General features: G+C 41.8%; 14 protein-coding genes and 5 tRNA genes. 17 read left to right on the forward strand and 2 right to left on the reverse strand.

Annotated elements, in window-relative coordinates; genetic code table 11:
- Nucleotides 1–72: 72 nt before the first annotated feature.
- From DSBG_RS08305 to DSBG_RS08360, 12 genes are all read left to right on the forward strand, one after another.
- A tRNA-Pro gene (locus DSBG_RS08305) sits at nucleotides 73–150 on the forward strand.
- Between the two features lie 64 nt (nucleotides 151–214).
- Nucleotides 215–291, forward strand: a tRNA-Arg gene (locus DSBG_RS08310).
- A 16-nt stretch (nucleotides 292–307) separates the two neighbouring features.
- Nucleotides 308–383: transfer RNA gene (locus DSBG_RS08315), tRNA-His, on the forward strand.
- Nucleotides 384–1,167: 784 nt separating this feature from the next.
- Nucleotides 1,168–2,373: a sensor histidine kinase gene (locus tag DSBG_RS08320; RefSeq protein ID WP_242877485.1), complete on the forward strand. Its 1,206-nt coding sequence runs from the start codon at nucleotides 1,168–1,170 to the stop codon at nucleotides 2,371–2,373.
- Nucleotides 2,370–2,987 carry a response regulator gene (locus tag DSBG_RS08325; RefSeq protein WP_068963683.1) on the forward strand — a complete coding sequence of 206 codons (618 nt, stop codon included), beginning with the start codon at nucleotides 2,370–2,372 and terminating at the stop codon, nucleotides 2,985–2,987. The genes DSBG_RS08320 and DSBG_RS08325 overlap by 4 nt, the downstream gene beginning before the upstream one ends.
- 486 nt (nucleotides 2,988–3,473) lie before the next feature.
- Nucleotides 3,474–4,079 carry a response regulator gene (locus tag DSBG_RS08330; RefSeq protein WP_068963684.1) on the forward strand — a complete coding sequence of 202 codons (606 nt, stop codon included), beginning with the start codon at nucleotides 3,474–3,476 and terminating at the stop codon, nucleotides 4,077–4,079.
- A 314-nt stretch (nucleotides 4,080–4,393) separates the two neighbouring features.
- Nucleotides 4,394–4,999, forward strand: a complete 606-nt coding sequence (locus tag DSBG_RS08335) for a response regulator (protein ID WP_068963685.1) — start codon at nucleotides 4,394–4,396, stop codon at nucleotides 4,997–4,999.
- Between the two features lie 451 nt (nucleotides 5,000–5,450).
- Nucleotides 5,451–6,104, forward strand: coding sequence for a TVP38/TMEM64 family protein (locus tag DSBG_RS08340; RefSeq protein ID WP_068963686.1), 654 nt, complete (start codon nucleotides 5,451–5,453; stop codon nucleotides 6,102–6,104).
- A gap of 514 nt (nucleotides 6,105–6,618) precedes the next feature.
- Nucleotides 6,619–8,001 (forward strand): DUF5667 domain-containing protein, encoded by a 1,383-nt coding sequence (locus DSBG_RS08345; protein ID WP_068963687.1) that lies wholly within the window; start codon nucleotides 6,619–6,621, stop codon nucleotides 7,999–8,001.
- Nucleotides 8,002–8,241: 240 nt separating this feature from the next.
- Complete coding sequence (locus DSBG_RS08350; RefSeq protein ID WP_242877487.1) at nucleotides 8,242–8,553, forward strand: hypothetical protein; 312 nt, start codon at nucleotides 8,242–8,244, stop codon at nucleotides 8,551–8,553.
- A gap of 82 nt (nucleotides 8,554–8,635) precedes the next feature.
- A tRNA-Gln gene (locus DSBG_RS08355) sits at nucleotides 8,636–8,710 on the forward strand.
- 66 nt (nucleotides 8,711–8,776) lie between these two features.
- A tRNA-Leu gene (locus DSBG_RS08360) sits at nucleotides 8,777–8,859 on the forward strand.
- A gap of 472 nt (nucleotides 8,860–9,331) precedes the next feature.
- On the opposite strand, the gene DSBG_RS08365 is transcribed toward DSBG_RS08360, so the two are convergent.
- Together DSBG_RS08365 and DSBG_RS08370 are read right to left on the reverse strand one after the other, a co-directional pair.
- Complete coding sequence (locus DSBG_RS08365; RefSeq protein ID WP_068963688.1) at nucleotides 9,332–9,712, reverse strand: DUF4363 family protein; 381 nt, start codon at nucleotides 9,710–9,712, stop codon at nucleotides 9,332–9,334.
- Nucleotides 9,713–9,761: 49 nt separating this feature from the next.
- Entirely contained in the window at nucleotides 9,762–10,433 is a 672-nt protein-coding gene (locus DSBG_RS08370) for a DUF421 domain-containing protein (RefSeq protein ID WP_068963689.1), read from the reverse strand.
- Between the two features lie 318 nt (nucleotides 10,434–10,751).
- Here DSBG_RS08370 and DSBG_RS08375 point away from each other — a divergent pair, with 318 nt between their 5' ends.
- From DSBG_RS08375 to lonB, 5 genes are all read left to right on the forward strand, one after another.
- Nucleotides 10,752–11,903, forward strand: a complete 1,152-nt coding sequence (locus DSBG_RS08375; RefSeq protein ID WP_068963690.1) for an MGDG synthase family glycosyltransferase — start codon at nucleotides 10,752–10,754, stop codon at nucleotides 11,901–11,903.
- A 71-nt stretch (nucleotides 11,904–11,974) separates the two neighbouring features.
- The gene (locus tag DSBG_RS08380) at nucleotides 11,975–13,231 is read left to right on the forward strand and encodes a polysaccharide deacetylase family protein (protein ID WP_068963691.1); all 1,257 of its coding nucleotides are present in this window, start codon (nucleotides 11,975–11,977) and stop codon (nucleotides 13,229–13,231) included.
- A gap of 256 nt (nucleotides 13,232–13,487) precedes the next feature.
- The gene (gene tig, locus DSBG_RS08385) at nucleotides 13,488–14,771 is read left to right on the forward strand and encodes a trigger factor (RefSeq protein ID WP_068963692.1); all 1,284 of its coding nucleotides are present in this window, start codon (nucleotides 13,488–13,490) and stop codon (nucleotides 14,769–14,771) included.
- A gap of 42 nt (nucleotides 14,772–14,813) precedes the next feature.
- The gene (gene clpX, locus DSBG_RS08390) at nucleotides 14,814–16,082 is read left to right on the forward strand and encodes an ATP-dependent Clp protease ATP-binding subunit ClpX (RefSeq protein WP_068963693.1); all 1,269 of its coding nucleotides are present in this window, start codon (nucleotides 14,814–14,816) and stop codon (nucleotides 16,080–16,082) included.
- 176 nt (nucleotides 16,083–16,258) lie between these two features.
- A complete protein-coding gene (gene lonB / locus DSBG_RS08395) occupies nucleotides 16,259–18,004 on the forward strand; it encodes an ATP-dependent protease LonB (RefSeq protein ID WP_068963710.1) in 1,746 nt (581 codons plus the stop codon).
- The last annotated feature ends 23 nt before the right edge of the window (nucleotides 18,005–18,027 follow it).

Here is an 18,027-nt window from a genome sequence, read left to right on the forward strand (position 1 = left end):
TCGCTCAAAAAAACTTTTGAAATTTTTCTTGACGAATGGGCGAAGATGAGCTATACTAATCAAGTCACCAATCGGGGCATAGCGCAGCTTGGCTAGCGCGCCTGCCTTGGGAGCAGGAGGCCGGGGGTTCGAATCCCTCTGCCCCGACCATGATTTTCCCAAGATCTTCTTCGGTTAAATGGGTAACCTGAGTTGACAATCGTAATTCTTGAATGCGCCTGTAGCTCAGTTGGATAGAGCATCTGCCTTCTAAGCAGGTTGTCGGGGGTTCGAGTCTCTCCAGGCGCACCACTTAAAAATCATTATGGTGGGTGTGGCGAAGTGGTTAACGCACCGGGTTGTGGCTCCGGCATTCGTGGGTTCAAGCCCCATCACCCACCCCATAACGCAAAAACGACACCAGGAATTTATTCCTGGTGTTTTTTGATGCGTAAATATCTCTAAGGCAATTCTCTAAGGCAATTCTATGAAGGAATGCAGTCGAACACGCTGCAAAAATTGTACTTATAGCGAGTATTTAAGAATGCTATTCTACAAAAATGACGAAACAACATAAAATTCGCGCTAAAATTAAGGAAAATGTTGTAATTATATTAAGAAAATCGAAAATCAGAAAATAATGAAGGAAATAATTGGTTGAGGTAAAGTATTATACTATAGTATAATATACTCAGTTATATAAAAGAATTTTAATAACTTTCCCAACTCGTGGTGAGCATTGATTAAATGGCATGTGTGAGACAATGATTTGCAGTTAGAATTGGTCACGTTAAATTGCAAGGAGTCAAACGTGAACCCGGCACACTCATATTTGAGTGTGCCTTTAATGTTCGCCAGAATGGCGATTAGGTGGTGGCGAAGTCCAGTTTAGTTTGGTTCGGTTTGGTTAAGTTTGGTTCAGTCAGGAGGCTAATGTTAGGCAGTAAAGCGGCTTTTTGCAGATCGCATGGAGTGAGGATTTAAGTTTGAGTACTACTGAATTTGCAACCCGGATTCAGCGAATTCAAATATAAGTGGATGATTCTGAATGAGGTGAGAAAGATGATAAATAGGGAGATAAATCTGATAAGCTATCTCTGTTGTTTTATTTTTACAGCGAATCACCTATGGCCACAACAAGCGATTCCTTTGATCAACAAAATGGAAAAGCCCATTATCCTCTATATATTGGCTGAAATTATTATTGGCATGTGGATAGAAGTAAACAATACGCGCGCAAATAACATAATTCTTAATAAATCGAATGTTAAACCAGAGTTGTCAGTTGATAAACTCATTGAGTTCTATCATTCAATCGACTTTCAAAAGGCTTCGAGTAATTTTTTTGATATGACAAGTAAATTGTGTGAGCATATTTCTACAATAACGGGAGTTGATTCAACTTTCGTATGGTTATCTCCCCAAGAAGGAATTAAAGGCTCTATACAAATGACACCTTACAACAAACTACTCGAAGAAAAGATTGCTAATGAACTAGGGAAAGCTTGGAATGATCTTCGAAATGAAGAGGAAGCTACATTCGTTCGCCTCGTACATTCATGGTACTATTTAGCCCCAGTTAAAACAAAAACAAACTTTTATGGATTTATAGGAATATTTTGGGACTCTACCGCAAATGACGAGTCTAAGGCCAGACTCCTACAAAACGTTAGAGTTGTTGCAGAATGGAGTGCAATCATTTATGAGAGGGTACATACAGAAAACATGACGGCTAAATCGATGATCGAAATGGAGCAAAAACGAATAGGTGATGAAATTCATGATCTCATTTCTGGACGACTTTTTAGCGCTGTTTGTGCTACGTCTGTCTTAATGCGATCCGCTAAAGTGGATGAAAAAGATAAGGAACAACTCCAGCTCATTGCAAGCACGGTTAATCAAGCCCTCAGTGAGCTGCGTTCAATAATCCACGTCCTCAAAAAAACTCCTAACGAACAGTGGTTCGAGCGTCAGATAAAACGCTATCTTGATATAGTTGCCAAACTGCATGGGATTTCTGTCTCCTTACTAATCAAAGAGGAATTTGCCAACATTGAGAGACAACACGCTCGAGCTTTATATCGAATTATTTGTGAAGCGGCAAGCAATGCCGTGGAACATGGTCATTGTAAAAATTTAAGTATTGAACTTATGAATAAACGATCCGAATTACATTTAACGATCATAGATGATGGTATTGGTTTTGAACCGGTAAATAGCGCCGGGGAACAGCACGGTTTGGGGTTAACCAACATCACCTGTTTAGCTCATTCAATGAATGCGATTTCATCGATTGAAAGTCATATGGGTCGAGGGACTCGGATAAAAATCATTGTACCTAATGAGCAAACAAAGATCACCACTGTAAAGACGTTTGAGGAGGTAGTTTCATGACCTTAGTGTCGATTGATGATTTCCCAATAGCGAGACAGGGTCTAATGGCAGTTTTGGAATTAGAAGAGGAGTTTGAGTTAGTTGGGCAAGCTTCCAGTATCATAGAGGCACGCGACGTTATTTTTAGGTTAAAACCAGATATTGTTATTATTGACTTAAAGCTAAAGGATGAGTGCGGTTTTGATATTGTCTCAGAAATTAAAGATTTATGCGATAAGTGTAAGATTATTATTTTAACTTCTTCGTCAGACCCGGATGATTTTAAGCGGGCATCCGAGTTTAATGTAGATGGATATATTTTAAAAGATGCAATGCCTGAAGAAATAGTCAGCGCTATTCGGCTGGTTAGTAAAGGCAGAAAGTATTATGATCCATCCATCATGGAAATTGTACTGAAGAAAGAAAAACTTGAGAATATCGAACAGTTAACGCCTAGAGAGCTAGAAGTACTGGCATCGTTAGGTAAGGGCTTAAATAATAAAGATATCGCCAAACATCTATTCATTACAGAGTATACGGTGAAAAAACATGTTAGCCAAGTTCTCGGGAAGCTGGGACTAGGTTGCCGTACCCAGGCGGCACTCTATGCAAGTGTACGTGGAATTGTTCATTAATTATTCAATTATTTACATAACTTGAAGTTTGAAGTCACTGCCTGAGCGGTGGCTTTTTTGATGTTTGTTCATAATGGTTGGAGTGGTTCTAAAGTATAGAGTTATCTGTCTTAATGATCACATGATAGTAGACTCAAGCCTACCAAAACAGTGCCTATTAGGCTATCACGAAGTTATTCCATCGCGCGAAGATTAAAATCACGGAAAATTAGATAATAGAGCTTAGAGCTTAATCTAATTTTTCAGGTCTTGGACAAGGAGTTTAACTATAGGCTACGGCCTAAAATCATTAGAGACCGCGCCAAAAGGAGGCATGACAGCAAGATAGTCCAAGATAGAAAATATCATATTCAGCTCTCACTGAGGAGATTAAATTTTTCCAATATTGTGGTGAAGACACAGGACGGCGAATGATTGTTAGAAATAGAAGGTGGGAATGGGCAAAAACGTGATGAAGTCAAATAGTCCTTAGGAGGGTCGATGTGTGTGAGGTATGTATGTGTAGATGACTTTCCGTTATTGAGACAGGGACTTAGAGCAATTTTGAGGGCAGAAGATGGTTTTGAATTTGTGGGCCAAGCTACTTCAGTTAATGAAGCAAAAGATGTTATTTCCAAATCACGCCCGGATGTTGCTATTTTAGATTTAAGGCTCAAGGACGGATCCGGATTAGAAATTATAACAGAAATGAAAAAAATTAATATCGGCTGTAAGTATGTGGTGTTGACATTTTCAAATAAACCAGAAGATTTTATGATTGCTTATGACTTGGGTATTGATGGATATATTTTAAAAGATGCTATGCCAGAAGAAATCGTCAATGCGATTCGATCAGTAACACGAGGGAAAAAATACTATGACCCAGCAGTTATTGAATGGGTTCTAAAAAAACAAAATCAACATGTGGAACAGCTAACAATAAGAGAGCAGGAAGTGCTAGCGGCACTTGGGGCGGGTTTAAGTAATAAAGATATTGCAGAGCAGTTATACATTACGGAATATACGGTTAAAAAGCATGTAAGCCGGATTTTAGCTAAGCTTGATTTCAGTTGTAGAACTCAGGCTGCACTTTATTCAAGTCATATGCGTTAAATTGTGAAGTGTACTTCTTACACGAATGATTCTGCGTAAGGGCGAGAAATCGCCCCAATTATTTTGGCTTGAAACGAGAAAAAGTAATAACTGGTTCTTTAGTGTAATTCATATACCTCATTCGTTACTTTCGAGTACTCCGCTTGTATAAGGCAAGGGGACGCTTTCGATTAAGTTAAAGGTGTTCATTTGTGTGACGAAAAAGGTCAGAAAATAAACAATAATTGATACAAAGGTATTCTAAAAAAAGTGGTCGACATCCTAGATCGTATAGATTGCCTTAGGAAGCATTTGTGGCTTGGGGGGTTAGTTTTGTGAGGATTATATCTATAGATGATTTTCCGTTATCAAGACTGGGACTCATTGCAATCTTGGAGCAAGAAGAGGAGTTTGAGTTTGTAGGACAAGCTTCTTCTGTTATGGAAGCTTTAGATGTCATTAGACGATCCGAACCAGATATCATTATTTTGGATTTAGTACTTAAGGATGAAAGCGGATTAGATATCTTGTCAGAGACCAAAAAGCAAGGTTACGAATGTAAATGGGTAGTGTTAACTGCTTCATTTAACTCAGAGGATTTCAGGCGCGCTAGCGATCTGGGAATCGATGGATATATTTTAAAAGATGCAATGCCCGAAGAAATTGTTTCTGCCATACGCTTAGTCAGCAAGGGTCGGAAATATTACGATCCTGCAATAATGGAACTCATTATGAAGCAATCAAAAATAGAAGTTGTGGATTTGTTAACGCCAAGAGAACATGAGGTACTTAGAGCACTTGGAACAGGTTTAACGAACAAGGACATCGCTCAGCAATTATTCATTTCAGAGTGTACAGTTAAGAAACATGTTAGCCAGGTTCTTGCAAAACTCGGTTTTAGTGGTCGTACGCAGGCAGCTCTTTATGCAAAAGTCCTTTGATGAAAAAATTATTTAGCCCGATACCAGTGTCAATGGGATCATAAACACGAAGCGAAATGGAAGCCTCCTCCTCCTACACCAATACAATCCTTCTAGGGCAGGGGGGCATCCACTACAGTCAAACCACGGTAGAGATTAAAGTTGCCGCTGTGATGCAAACGGTGACGGCCGTGACAAAAAATCCGCTGGACTGATGTTTCAGGGCATCAACCTAGCGGATTATTGCATTATTCGAAGATGCTTTCTAACTTACTCATACCGCAGAGCATCAACTGGGTGCTGCTTAGCAGCCTCTATTTTTAATCGTTCTGCTTTTTCTTAACATTGAACCTCAGGTACGGTTTAATCGAGTATAGGTTATAATAAGATCATTAATAAATAACCAAACGTAACTTGGGGGACGATACACTACAGGTTCCTTAATCAGCTAATTAAAAGGGGAGAATGACCGATGACTGGGATTATTGAGGCCAAACGAAATATAAGCAAGTACGCTTGGACGGGAGTACTTATCACTACCTTCGTCTTACTTATTGCAGCGTTTTTCTACTTTGATAGACGTAACGAGATTTCTGTGTTTATCCGGGCATGGGGACTGTGGGGTGTTGTTTTTGCTATCTTCTTGATGGCGGCTATTTGCATGACCCCAATCCCATCTGAGGGATTGGTGGTTTTATACCTCAAGATCTACGGTATCTATGAAGGCATCTTTTTCGCGTGGTTGGGTTCAACACTTAGTGCCTTGGCAATCTTTATTATTGTGCGTGTCTATGGGCAAATGCTGATGAAACGGCTAATTTCCCCGGAACGTTTTAATACTGTAGATAATTGGATCAAGGGAAAAGGGTCACTGGGATTATTGGTAGCCCGCTTACTGCCTATCCCAGCGTTTGCCGTAAATTACATAGCTGGCGCAATGCCCTCAATGAAACTCTGGACTTACCTATGGACTGCCGCTCTATCGATGATTCCTTATTATGTTGGAACTGCACTCGTATTTTTGGGCGTTGCTCGCGAAACCTGGATTTGGCTGGTTTTGGGTATTGTTGCGCTAATCATATTCTGGGGCACAGGATACATTCTCAATAAACGACACGTAAAATAGTGTTAACCTCAATCAATGACAAATTAAATTAAGTAATCCTTCCCGATCATTCTCTCCAAGAATGGTTAGGGAAGGATTTTTTTCTTGTACTTTCAGAAAGTATGAACTTACGTTATATACCGGGCGCCAGCCAAGTTTCTTTAAACCTGAGGACGTCAAAACTGAAGTATAGAGCAAATATAAGTAGGCTGCAAATTTACCAAGACCCCCTCAAAAAGTTTCTGGGGCTCGTAAAGTTATTCTGTAAAGGGTATAAAGAAAACTTGGCTGGCGCCCACGAAGACACTGTCTTCGCACGTATTAACCCTTCTTGCAGACACTGTCTTCGCACGTATTAGCGCCTTCTTGCAGTCTTGGCGAAGGCGACCACCTTAGTTGCACTTATGCTTAGAAAGTATATAACGTAAGTTTATACTTTCTGAAAGTAAGAAAAAGCCCGAAGAGTCTTTGTTAAAAAAACACAGGCATTATGTTAATCAAAAAAACTAATCAAAGAAAGAGGAGAAATGAAAACATGAAGAAAAAAATCGCAGTCGCCATAACAGTTGCCCTCTTGACACTCCCTCTTAGTACATCACTAACTTTGGCGGATACGGCAATCCCAACTACAACGGCATCGGTAACTGATACTACGGATACAACGGCATCCGTGCTTCAGGCAGAGGACGCAGTAGCAGCATATGAAGCTGCGCCAATAACTACGTTAGCAAAAATAGCTAAAGCTAATAGTTTAAAAGTAGCAGCGGATAAAGCAGTAGCGGAATTAGACGATGTGACTGCAAGAACAGCTTTCGAAGAAAGGGTAACTAACCGTGCTGCAAAAATTGCCATAGCAACGACTGTACTTCAGGCAGAAGCAGCAGTGTCAGCCTATGAAACTGGGCCATTAAATACACTAGCCCAGGTAACTAAAGCGGAAGATTTAAAAGCAGTAGCGGATAAAGCAGTAGCTGCAGTAGCAGATGTGACCGCAAAAGTAGCCTTCGAACAAAGGGTAACAAACCGAGCAGCGGCAATCTCCACAGCAAAAACTAATGTGACGCCTGTAGTTGACGCTAATGGTAATACAGTGTCTCCTAGTAATTGGATCACCGATTTAATCGAAAAACTCGAGCTGGCTTTGACTTTTGACCCGGCACATAAGGCTGAATTAAATGAACGACATGCTCTGGCAAAATTGGCAGAGGCCCAGAAGTTGATGAAGGCCCAAGATCCTGAAGCAGCCCAGAACTGCTTAAATGAGTACACGGACAAAATCACCAAAGCGCAGGATTTCCTCGAGCAAGTTAAAGATCCTACCTCTGATACAGCTGAGAGTCTTGCTAAAGCCCTTGTAAATGTTAATTCAAACAACATTCAAGTTTTGAGTAATTTGCTCGATAAACTTCCTGCCCAAGCTGCTCAAAAACTGGCGCTCAATGTGGTACGTTCCATGGACAAGGCTGTTCAAAAGATACAAAAGCAAGATGCAAAGGTCACCGATGAGACTATGTCAACAACTACGTCAACAACTACGTCAACAACTACACCAGCAACGGATAATGAAATCTTGAAAAAGCAGGCCAAAGTTGCTTTGGAAAACTTTAAAAAGTCTCTAAATCAAAAGGGCAAGATTCATATTGAAGACCAAGAGCAAGAAGATAATGACGATCAAAAGGTTGTCGAAAACTCCAAATCAGAGCAAGAAAAGATTGAAAATCAAGAGAAGTCTCATAAAGTAATACAAAACCAATCTCCCCAGACTCAAGCGCTTACTCATGTGACTGCTGCTTCAGTTAAATCACAAACAGCACCAAGCGTTACTCGATCATCTGAGCGTGATACAGCGGATCGGAGCGAACGGGCAGAAAATGAGAAAAACAACGGGGACAAAGCAGAGAATAACCGAGATAATTAAATAATAGGATTTTACGAACGTAAAAATAAAGTAGGGGATGTGTGAAAACTCAGTCTCCAAAATTTCAAGTGGTTATAACAATCAATAAGCGTCCTCATTTCACTATTAAAGTGGAGTGAGGACGCTTGTGTTTTGATGATATAGAAGCAAAAGTGGGGATGTGAAAAATATAGTAGTTTCCTTTATCTTTATCTCCAAAGGAAGAAAACATGATATAATAATATAAGAACCTGACAGAGGATGAGGTGGAGAATGGTGAGCAAAGCTAAGCCGGATGATAATGATCTGCGCCGCTTAATTGGATACACAATGATCACCTTTATGAGCGTATTTATTTTCTTCCCTGTCTTATGGTTCGTTCATTTATTTTCGCAGGATATGGGACTTTATACCCGTTGGGGCATCTGTTCAGCTTTCCTTGTTGTGTTTAATATCCTTTATTATTACTGGCAATACCCTCAGGACTGGTTCAAAAATCTATTGGCTTTGGTTGGAATTGATTTGCTGATCTTAATCGTAGAATATTTTTGGCTACTACAGAGCATGAGCTAAGAGGCATTTTTCATAACCAAAAAGAAGATAATAATTAAATTGTTTTGTGGTTATATTAATTGGGTCGCACATATTCCGATGTTGGGGTGTCGCCAAGCGGTAAGGCACCAGACTTTGACTCTGGCATTCGTTGGTTCGAATCCAGCCACCCCAGCCAATAAAAAATAATAGCTTGTAATATCGGGAAAAGTGTGATATTATGTTTTTCGGTGCTACAATTATTGCGGGAGTGGCGGAACTGGCAGACGCACTGGATTTAGGTTCCAGCGGGCAACCGTGCAGGTTCAAGTCCTGTCTCCCGCACCATATCTGAATTTAAACGATTTTGTGCCTTACCCATTAGAGTGGATGATGCACAAAATTTTTATTTCTTGGCCATGCTATTTTGCATGGTTCTTTTTAATTTCCAGACTTTTTTTGCGTAGGAAATCGGGGTTAGGAAACCGCAAAAGGAGCGTTTATATCTTTGTTTCTATCCGCCCTAATGTTTAATTGTATATCTTTCGTTAAATACTGTAATAAACGAAGCATGGGACGAAGGTACCGCTAGAATGTGTCATTAAGGATATTACTAAGAGAAGATGGAAGGTACTATACTGAATTCCAAATTAGCGGAAGAAAGTAGGTGCGGTTTTGAAGTTTGTACTTGCTTATTTGTTTTGTTTGGCATCTATCCTCGTCTTAAATTATGTGGCGCATCGTAAAGGAAAAGAGGTAGACAGCTAACAGGATGATCAAAAAATGTGGTTTTAACATTTAAAGCATCCGACTACGGAATTTATAGGATGTTTTGCAAATTGAGCTTCTCTGTATCCGCAATATGATCGAGCCGAAGCTTCAAGGACGACACTTCGCCAAGGGAAAGGGAAATATTCTGTGTTTTAATGAATTTGTCTAAACGGTTTATGCCGATGTCTATGGCGTCGATTTCTTGATGATCGAGGAGAACAGTCCACAAGATTTTATTTTTATCCCAGCATTCTAGGGTTGTGTTTAGATCCTTTTCAGCTATCTCCCATTTCTCTGTAGAGATAGATTTTTCGACTGACTCAAGCTCAACCCCCAAAGTTTGGGTTGTTGACTGAAGATACCGATAGGATATTAAGGATCCTCCTAATAGTAAGATGACAATGATGACAATGATATAAACAGTGCGCATCGGGTTTCACCTCACTCTCCATAATATGGTTCTATGTTTAATTATTAAATCATTGCTTTGCTTGCACAAAGAGTGTCCCGGAAGAATCAAGGCTTGCTATGAGGACATTTTCGACTTTATCAATTGATTGCTTTTTGAGTTCCCCTGTTAACCAGTTAAGGTCTTTGTTGGCCTGCTGTAGGCTCTTACTATTAAGTTTACCATCCATAATAATGGTTAGAGGTAATCCTTCGTACTTGGTTGTTATATGGAAATCTTCAGGGTTTGTTGGCCTCTTCTGTGATTTGGGAAAAACGCTCAGTTGTCCGTTGGTTTCTAGAACAGCAAACTCGACATCAGCGATGTTCGGAATGTTTTTGATGCGCAGCTCTTCCAACAAATCGGTAAGGTTATAACGATTTTTTTTCAGCTCTGCCTCTAAGATTTTGCCGCGTTCGATCAAGATACTTGGTGTACCACAAACAATAGATCTTGCTTTCTCACTTTTTAGGGTAACCCAAGCCAAAGTTACACTTGCTAAGAGAAGAACTAGGATAGGAACGATACCACTGAGGAGTGGGATGCCAACATTCTCACTCGGTATAACAGCAAGGTCAGAGATCATGAGAATAACGACCAGTTCGAACGGCTGTAATTGACCAATTTCTCTTTTTCCCATAAGACGAAGGGCAACGATGACCAGCGTATATAGAATTATTGTTCTGATCACAACAATGATCATGTACGTTCTCCTTTATTAGATTAGTCAGAAAGTATAACTTTTCGTTCAGCAAAAAATTAAACAACTTCAGTGAAAGTTATTTTCCCCCAAATGATGAGAGTTATTCCCTAATATTTGGTGAATTACTTATTTCGCGCTATAATAGTCGTCAAATAGCACCACTACCATTAAGATTAAATTGAGTGTTAGAAGAAAATATAGGCCATAGTAAACGCATAGAAAACACCTAGATTTATGAAAATGGCCGTGGCATTGCTTTAGACGGGAGGTATCTTTTACTCTTTAGGGGGCAGAATTTCTAATTAAGGAGGTTTGTACGTGGAACAATTGAGTGTGTTGATCTTTTCGGCGTCGTTTGGCGCCGGTCATGTGCGAGCGGCTGAAGCAATTATTGAAGCGTTACGTGCCCAGAGGCCGAACGTAGAAATTACGCATTTGGATTTTGGGGCATTCCTTAGTAAGACGTTCAATTCCGTTATTAAGAGTACCTACATTGAGCTAATCAAGCATACACCAAAATTATGGGGCAAGTTTTACTACCGAACGTCCAAAATTCCCCCGGATTCCTTATTCCAACGCTTTTTAAACGGTTTGGGACGACGTGAGTTTGTGAAATTTATTCAAGCGTTACAACCAGATCTCGTAATTTGTACTTATCCGACGGTAGCGGGAGTTTTGGCGCAACAGAGGCTAAAAGGGATTTTAAATGTCCCTCTAGTTACTATCGTGACAGATTACGCAGTACACAGTCAATGGATTCACCCAGGAGTTGACCTATATATTGTAGGGTGTCAGAGTGTTTACAACGGGTTGGTGTCCCGAGGGATTAAGCCTAATGCGATTATAGTTACGGGGATTCCAGTGAGCCCGAAGTTTGAATGGCAATTGGATCACCAGGAAATCTTAAATAAATTAGAGTTAAAACCTCATCTTCCAACGGTTCTAATCATGGGGGGAGCTTATGGCGTTTTGGGTGGGGCAAAATGGATCTGTAAGATACTAGCCGAGACGACTGTCCCCGTGCAAAGTATTATCGTTTGTGGACGAGACGAAAAACTATATAAAGCTCTCGATTCTGTGCTGGAGGAAGGGAGAAATCCAGTCGCTCGATTTGGATTTGTCAAGAATGTCGAGGAATTAATGAGTGCTGCGGATATGATTATTACGAAGGCCGGTGGCTTAACAGTTGCTGAGGCGTTGACCAAACGGGTGCCTTTGGTCATATTCAAGCCTATACCCGGCCAGGAAGAAGAAAACGCGATTTATCTAGAAGGGATCGGAGCTGGTCGGGTGGCCAAGAATGAAGAAGAATTGGAAAACATAATCTTCTCCCTTCTGCAACATCCGCAGGATCTAGAATGGATGCGCCGAGCAGCTGCAAAAGCCGTGACTGGTCGGGCAGCGGAACATGCCGTTGAGGGCATGTTGCAGCTGCTAGAGAAGTCTCAGAACACACAAAGGATTGGTTAGGGTCAGGTGTTCTCTTTACAAAAGTGCTGTTGACTCTGTGGTGCTACGAATATGAATATGAGGAGAAAAGCATGAGCTTGGGATATGTGCTTTTGAGTTTCGTTCTGGGGTTACTGGCTTTATATACAGTCATTCCCGATTTGCTTCTGCACCGCTTAGGAATCGGGAGTTGGAAACGTCAATTTAGTCCGGGCGTTGCTCTGACCTTTGATGATGGGCCCGATCCGGAATTTACCCCACAGGTTCTCGAGGTTTTAAGAAAGCATCAGGTATGTGCTACGTTTTTTGTGGTTGCGGAAAAGGCCAAAGAGTTTCCGGAACTCATTCGGCAGATCAAAGATGAAGGACATCAAATCGGGGTGCACTCGCTTAACCACCGCTATGCTTGGTTTGCCTCTCCTTGGAAAACTTCTAGGGAATGGACGGAAAGCGTCCGTATTGTAGAACGGCTTTTGGAGGATAAAATAACATGGATGCGCCCACCTTGGGGGACCTTTAATCTTATGACATGGTGGTGGCTTAAGCGGCACAAGATGCGAGCAGTGTCCTGGAATGCCGAAGGACACGACTGGGAAGCACGGCGCACACCGGAAGAAATCACAAAGCGAATTCTAAAGAATACTAATGAAGGAACGATTGTAGTTCTGCATGACAGCGGCGGGGAATTCGGTGCTCGAAAAAACTCTATCTTAGCCTTGGAGCGGTTGTGTAAACAGATAGTTCAGGAACTGAAGCTGCCCCTTGTTCCTTTGGAATTTCCAGATTGGAAGCTAGGGAAAAGATTAACGTTTCGAGTCTGGGAAAAGTGGGAGCATTACTATGCGAAGAGACACGGTGTTGAACGAATTGATGCCGTCAATATTTTTCGTTTAGAAAAGAGTATGTATGATGGGCCGAAGCTGTATGCTGAGGATGGGCAACTATTAGCTGAAAAAGGGGACCTGGTGGCTGAAATCCATTTGGATAATATTCGGTTGCAAGCAAAGGGTGATATGCAGCAGACTGCACTCAAAGTCATGCACCAAGTCCGTGAATCTTTGCCGGGTTTGGCTCGTTATGTGGTTCAAGAGCGGACTTATGACAACATAAAGGTTTTTGTAGCCCAAACGTTATTTCATCGGGGGGTTAAACGATTTGGGTTTAAAGTACAGGATTTACCGGATACCCTGAGAAACCGAGGGATTGTTTGGCTACAGAAAATGATTATGCGTGTTTATCACCCTGCAGGAAAAAATCGCAATAATGAGCGACTTGGGAACAAGACAATGTTGGTGTGGATCAGTAAAGAGAAGCTTGAGCGGATTTTTGAATTTGATTACGGAGAATAAGTCTGGTATAATTGGCTAGTAAATTTGTTAGATTTAGTGCTAAACGTTGTAAATTAAAACGTTGACTCGTAAAAGGGGGAACGAAATGTTCCCCCTTTAGGTAGATTTTAGGTTATTATACGATTTGGTACAGCGAGTTTCTTTGATGTATTTGGCTTAAGTAGGGGTTTGTAGTCTTAAAAAATCGGTAAGACTATCGAAGTGTCCCGCAGCTGCCTTGCACATAGAGTAAATAGTGTTTTAAGGGGGAGAATATATGTCAGTTACAGTTGAAAAAACAGAAAAGAATATTGTCGCTTTAGAAGTGACCGTTGAAGCGGAAAAATTTGTCGTTGCTGTAAACCAAGCTGCGAAGAATTTAGCGAAGAAAGTTAATGTTCCAGGGTTTCGTAAAGGTAAAGCACCCCGCCGTATGGTTGAACTTCATCTAGGGAAGGAAGCCCTTTATGATGAAGCATTGGATCAATTGATTGGACCTGCTTATGCTGATGCTGTTGTCGAAAGTGGCATCGAGCCAGTGGATCGTCCTGAAGTAGACTTGGTACAAATCGAAGAGGGCAAGGACCTCGTTTTCAAAGCGAAAGTCATGGTTAAGCCTGAAGTCGAATTGGGAGAATATAAAGGTCTTCACATTGAACAAGATGCAGCTAGCGTAACGGAAGAGCAAGTTATGGAAGAACTGAAAAACAAACAACAACAACATGCTCGCCTTATAACGCTTGAAACTGGTACAGTGGAAAACGAGGATACCGTTACCATTGACTTTGAAGGCTTAAAAGATGGTGTCCCTTTTGTAGGCGGCAAAGCAGCAGGTTATGAATTAGTTATTGGTTCGGGTACCTTTATTCCAGGTTTTGAAGAAGGTTTAATCGGAGCTGAACTTGGACAACATGTTGATGTCAACGTTACCTTCCCCGCTGAATATCATAGTGCAGAGCTGGCAGGGCAAGAAGCAGTCTTTAAAACAGACATTAAGAAAATCCAACGCAAAGAATTGTCGGTGCTCGATGATGAATTTGCCAAAGATGTCAGTGAATTTGAGACACTGGATGAATTGAAAGCCGATTTGCGGAATAAATTATTGATGCATAGTGAATCACTGGCCAAAACGAATCAACTTAAGACGGTCGTCTCTAAAGTAGTTGACAATGCTAGCGTCGAAATTCCTGAAGTGATGGTTACTGAAAGAATTAAAGTAATGGTGGATGACTTAAGTCGCAATATCGCTCAGCAGGGCATGACACTTGAACAGTATTTCATGTATACTAATTCGACTGAGGAAGTTATGAAGGAACGCCTACGTCCTCAAGCCGTGGAAAGTGTCAAAACCGATTTAGTTTTAGAAGCTGTTGCCAAAGCAGAAGGAATTGGGGTCACGGAAGACGAAGTAAACGAAGAGATTCAAAAACTTGGTGAGCAATATAAACAAGATGCCCAATTGCTCAAACAGTCCCTCATTGCGCGTGGGGAGCTCGGGTTCTATAAACAAAGTTTGATTAGTGAGAAGACAGTCAACTTTTTAGTAGAGCAGAACGCATAAGACAACGGCGTGAGGGAAATTCTGAGGTATAGAGGTGAGAGGATGGCAAAGTACACTGACGACAAAAATCAACTAAAGTGTTCATTTTGCGGTAAGACTCAGGAGCAAGTCAAGAAGTTGGTTGCCGGTCCAGGCGTTTACATTTGTGATGAATGTATTGAACTCTGCAACGAGATTATTGAAGAAGAGTTAACTGACGACTTGGGTGTTGAAATCGGGGATATACTGAAACCGAAAGAAATTCGGGCAATTATTGATCAATATGTTATTGGTCAAGAACAAGCGAAGAAGTCACTTTCTGTCGCAGTATACAACCATTACAAACGGATCAACCTGGGCATGAAAATTGATGATGTTGAATTGCAAAAGTCAAACATCGTTATGCTGGGACCCACAGGTTCAGGAAAGACTTTGTTGGCCTCGACTCTAGCTAAAGTTCTTAATGTTCCCTTTGCTATTGCGGATGCCACTTCACTCACAGAAGCGGGTTATGTTGGCGAGGACGTAGAGAATATCCTACTCAAATTGATTCAAGCAGCTGATTATGATGTCGAAAAAGCGGAAAAAGGTATTGTATATATCGACGAAATCGATAAGATCGCTCGTAAGTCTGAAAACCCTTCCATTACACGTGATGTATCTGGAGAAGGGGTTCAGCAGGCCTTGTTGAAGATTCTTGAAGGGACAGTTGCTAGTGTGCCCCCGCAAGGTGGTCGTAAGCATCCTCATCAGGAATTTATCCAGTTGGATACCACCAACATCTTGTTTATTGTCGGCGGAGCCTTTGACGGAATTGAAAAAATTATTCAAAACCGATCGGGACAAAAGACCATGGGTTTCGGCGCCAACATTCAAAACAAAGCGGATCGGAAGATCGGCGAAGTTCTGAAAGAAATTTTACCGTCAGACCTGCAAAAATTTGGGCTAATCCCTGAGTTTGTTGGACGTCTGCCCGTAATTGTAACCCTTGAGGCATTGGATGAAGCAGCGTTGGTTCGTATCTTAACCGAACCCAAGAATGCCCTGGTTAAGCAATATCAAAAGTTGATGGAGCTTGACGGTGTAACCTTGGAGTTTAAAGAGGCGGCACTCGCCGCGATTGCTACGGAAGCGATTCGCCGGAATACCGGAGCACGCGGTCTGAGGGCTATTGTCGAGGAGCTCATGCTCAATGTAATGTACGACCTACCTTCACGCAATGATGTCATGAAATGTGTCATTACTCATGAGGTAGTCTTGAAGAAAGAAGAACCGTTGCTCGTTATGACGGATAAAGTCAAAAAAGGCAACAAGAAGGAAGAATCTGCTTAGGCGAGGTTTGAGTTTAGTTGGACTTCATCTAAATAAGTGTCCTAAAAATATAAAACACCGGAGTAGCTGTTGAGTTACTCTGGTGTTTTTATTGTACTTTGCCATTTCGATGTTTTATTTTCCACCTTGTGGCAATACTAACACAAGAGATATTGCAGGGAGGAAATGAGTACATGATGAATGGTCTGAGTGGAATAGTCATGGTTGTCCAGTTGGTTTTCGCCGTTGTTATCGGGCTCTATTTTTGGGGTATGCTCAAGACTCAACAGGGAAATAAGGTCTCGATTGAACGAGAGTCACGTAAGGAACTTGAAAAGTTACAAACTATGCGAAGAATTGCTTTAACGACTCCTTTGTCCGAAAAAACACGTCCGGTTCATTTTGATGAGATTATCGGGCAAAAAGAGGGAATCAAAGCATTGCGAGCTGCTTTATGTGGTCCGAACCCACAACATGTGCTGATCTATGGAGCTCCTGGTGTGGGTAAAACTGCTGCAGCCCGGTTAATCTTAGAAGAAGCTAAAAAGAATTTTCTGTCTCCATTTAAGGAAAACGCTCACTTCACTGAAATTGATGGAGCAACTGCCCGCTTTGATGAGCGAGGGATCGCCGATCCTTTGATTGGTTCAGTGCATGATCCGATATACCAAGGGGCCGGAGCCATGGGCTTAGCGGGAATTCCTCAACCAAAACAAGGGGCAGTTACCAAAGCACATGGCGGGCTGCTATTTATTGATGAAATTGGTGAACTTCATCCAATTCAAATTAACAAACTTTTAAAGGTTTTAGAGGATCGCAAAGTAATTCTTGAAAGTGCCTATTATAGTTCTGAAGATCCCAATATTCCTCAACACATTCATGATATTTTTCAAAACGGCCTGCCCGCAGATTTTCGCCTTGTGGGGGCAACGACACGCAGTCCAGAAGAAATTCCGCCAGCGATTCGTTCCCGCTGCATGGAGGTCTACTTTCGAGGCTTGCTTCCCGATGAAATCGCAGAAATCGCTCAAGTGGCCGCGGCAAAGATGGAAATGCCCATTACCCCGGCTGCGATTGAGGTCATCAAACAGTTTGCCGCTAATGGCCGCGAGGCCGTTAATATGGTCCAGTTAGCAGCCGGAGTGGCTTTAACGGATCAGTTAACGCAGGTCGACGTGGATATTGTCGAATGGGTCGTCGCAACCGGGCAATATGTGCCGCGACCCGATAGAAAAATACCGACCGAAGCCAGCATGGGAGTAGTTAATGGTCTGGCCGTATACGGACCCAATATGGGAATGCTTCTAGAGTTGGAAGTAACTGCCCTGCCTGTAGCTTCGGGCACAGGTGTGCTATTGGTGACAGGAATCGTCGAGGAAGAAGAACAAGGGAGTGAAGGCAAGAAAACACGCCGTAAGAGCATGGCCCGCAGTTCTGTGGAAAATGTCTTGACCGTTCTAAGGCGGCAAATGGGAATCGAACCTCGGAACTTCGACCTGCACGTGAATTTTCCAGGCGGCGGGCCTGTCGATGGACCATCCGCCGGGATTGCTATTGCAACGGCAATCGTCTCTGCAATTCGCCAGCAAAAGGTGGATAATTACATAGCTATGACTGGGGAACTTTCTATTAGAGGACGTGTCAAACCCGTGGGTGGTGTGGCAGCTAAGATTGAAGCAGCGAAGCAGGCCGGATGCCAAAGGGTACTGATACCTAAAGAAAACTGGCAGGAACGCTTTGCGGAATTAAACGGAGAGATCGAAGTTATACCAGTCGAAGAACTCTCTCAAGTTTTAGAATTATCCATTGCCTCAGATATTAAACTTGAAAAAACCGAGATTCGTCCCCCAATTGAAGAAGTTTTAAATTGCCTGGATTTAGCTCTTAACAAAGTCGTAAACAACGTAGCCCTGAATTTGCCTGAACGGGGCAAAACATGTTAGAATAGTTCAAGATAAGTTTGGCA

This window comes from Desulfosporosinus cupriresistens, assembly GCF_001707885.1.
GTDB lineage: Bacteria > Bacillota > Desulfitobacteriia > Desulfitobacteriales > Desulfitobacteriaceae > Desulfosporosinus.

Coding starts and splice junctions, on each gene's coding strand:
- DSBG_RS08325 (WP_068963683.1), top strand. CDS start 2,370: ATGACCTTAGTGTCGATTGATGATTTCCCAATAGCGAGACAGGGTCTA.
- DSBG_RS08340 (WP_068963686.1), top strand. CDS start 5,451: ATGACTGGGATTATTGAGGCCAAACGAAATATAAGCAAGTACGCTTGG.
- DSBG_RS08345 (WP_068963687.1), top strand. CDS start 6,619: ATGAAGAAAAAAATCGCAGTCGCCATAACAGTTGCCCTCTTGACACTC.
- DSBG_RS08350 (WP_242877487.1), top strand. CDS start 8,242: ATGAGGTGGAGAATGGTGAGCAAAGCTAAGCCGGATGATAATGATCTG.
- DSBG_RS08365 (WP_068963688.1), bottom strand. CDS start 9,712: ATGCGCACTGTTTATATCATTGTCATCATTGTCATCTTACTATTAGGA.
- DSBG_RS08370 (WP_068963689.1), bottom strand. CDS start 10,433: ATGATCATTGTTGTGATCAGAACAATAATTCTATATACGCTGGTCATC.
- DSBG_RS08380 (WP_068963691.1), top strand. CDS start 11,975: ATGAGCTTGGGATATGTGCTTTTGAGTTTCGTTCTGGGGTTACTGGCT.
- tig (WP_068963692.1), top strand. CDS start 13,488: ATGTCAGTTACAGTTGAAAAAACAGAAAAGAATATTGTCGCTTTAGAA.
- clpX (WP_068963693.1), top strand. CDS start 14,814: ATGGCAAAGTACACTGACGACAAAAATCAACTAAAGTGTTCATTTTGC.
- lonB (WP_068963710.1), top strand. CDS start 16,259: ATGAATGGTCTGAGTGGAATAGTCATGGTTGTCCAGTTGGTTTTCGCC.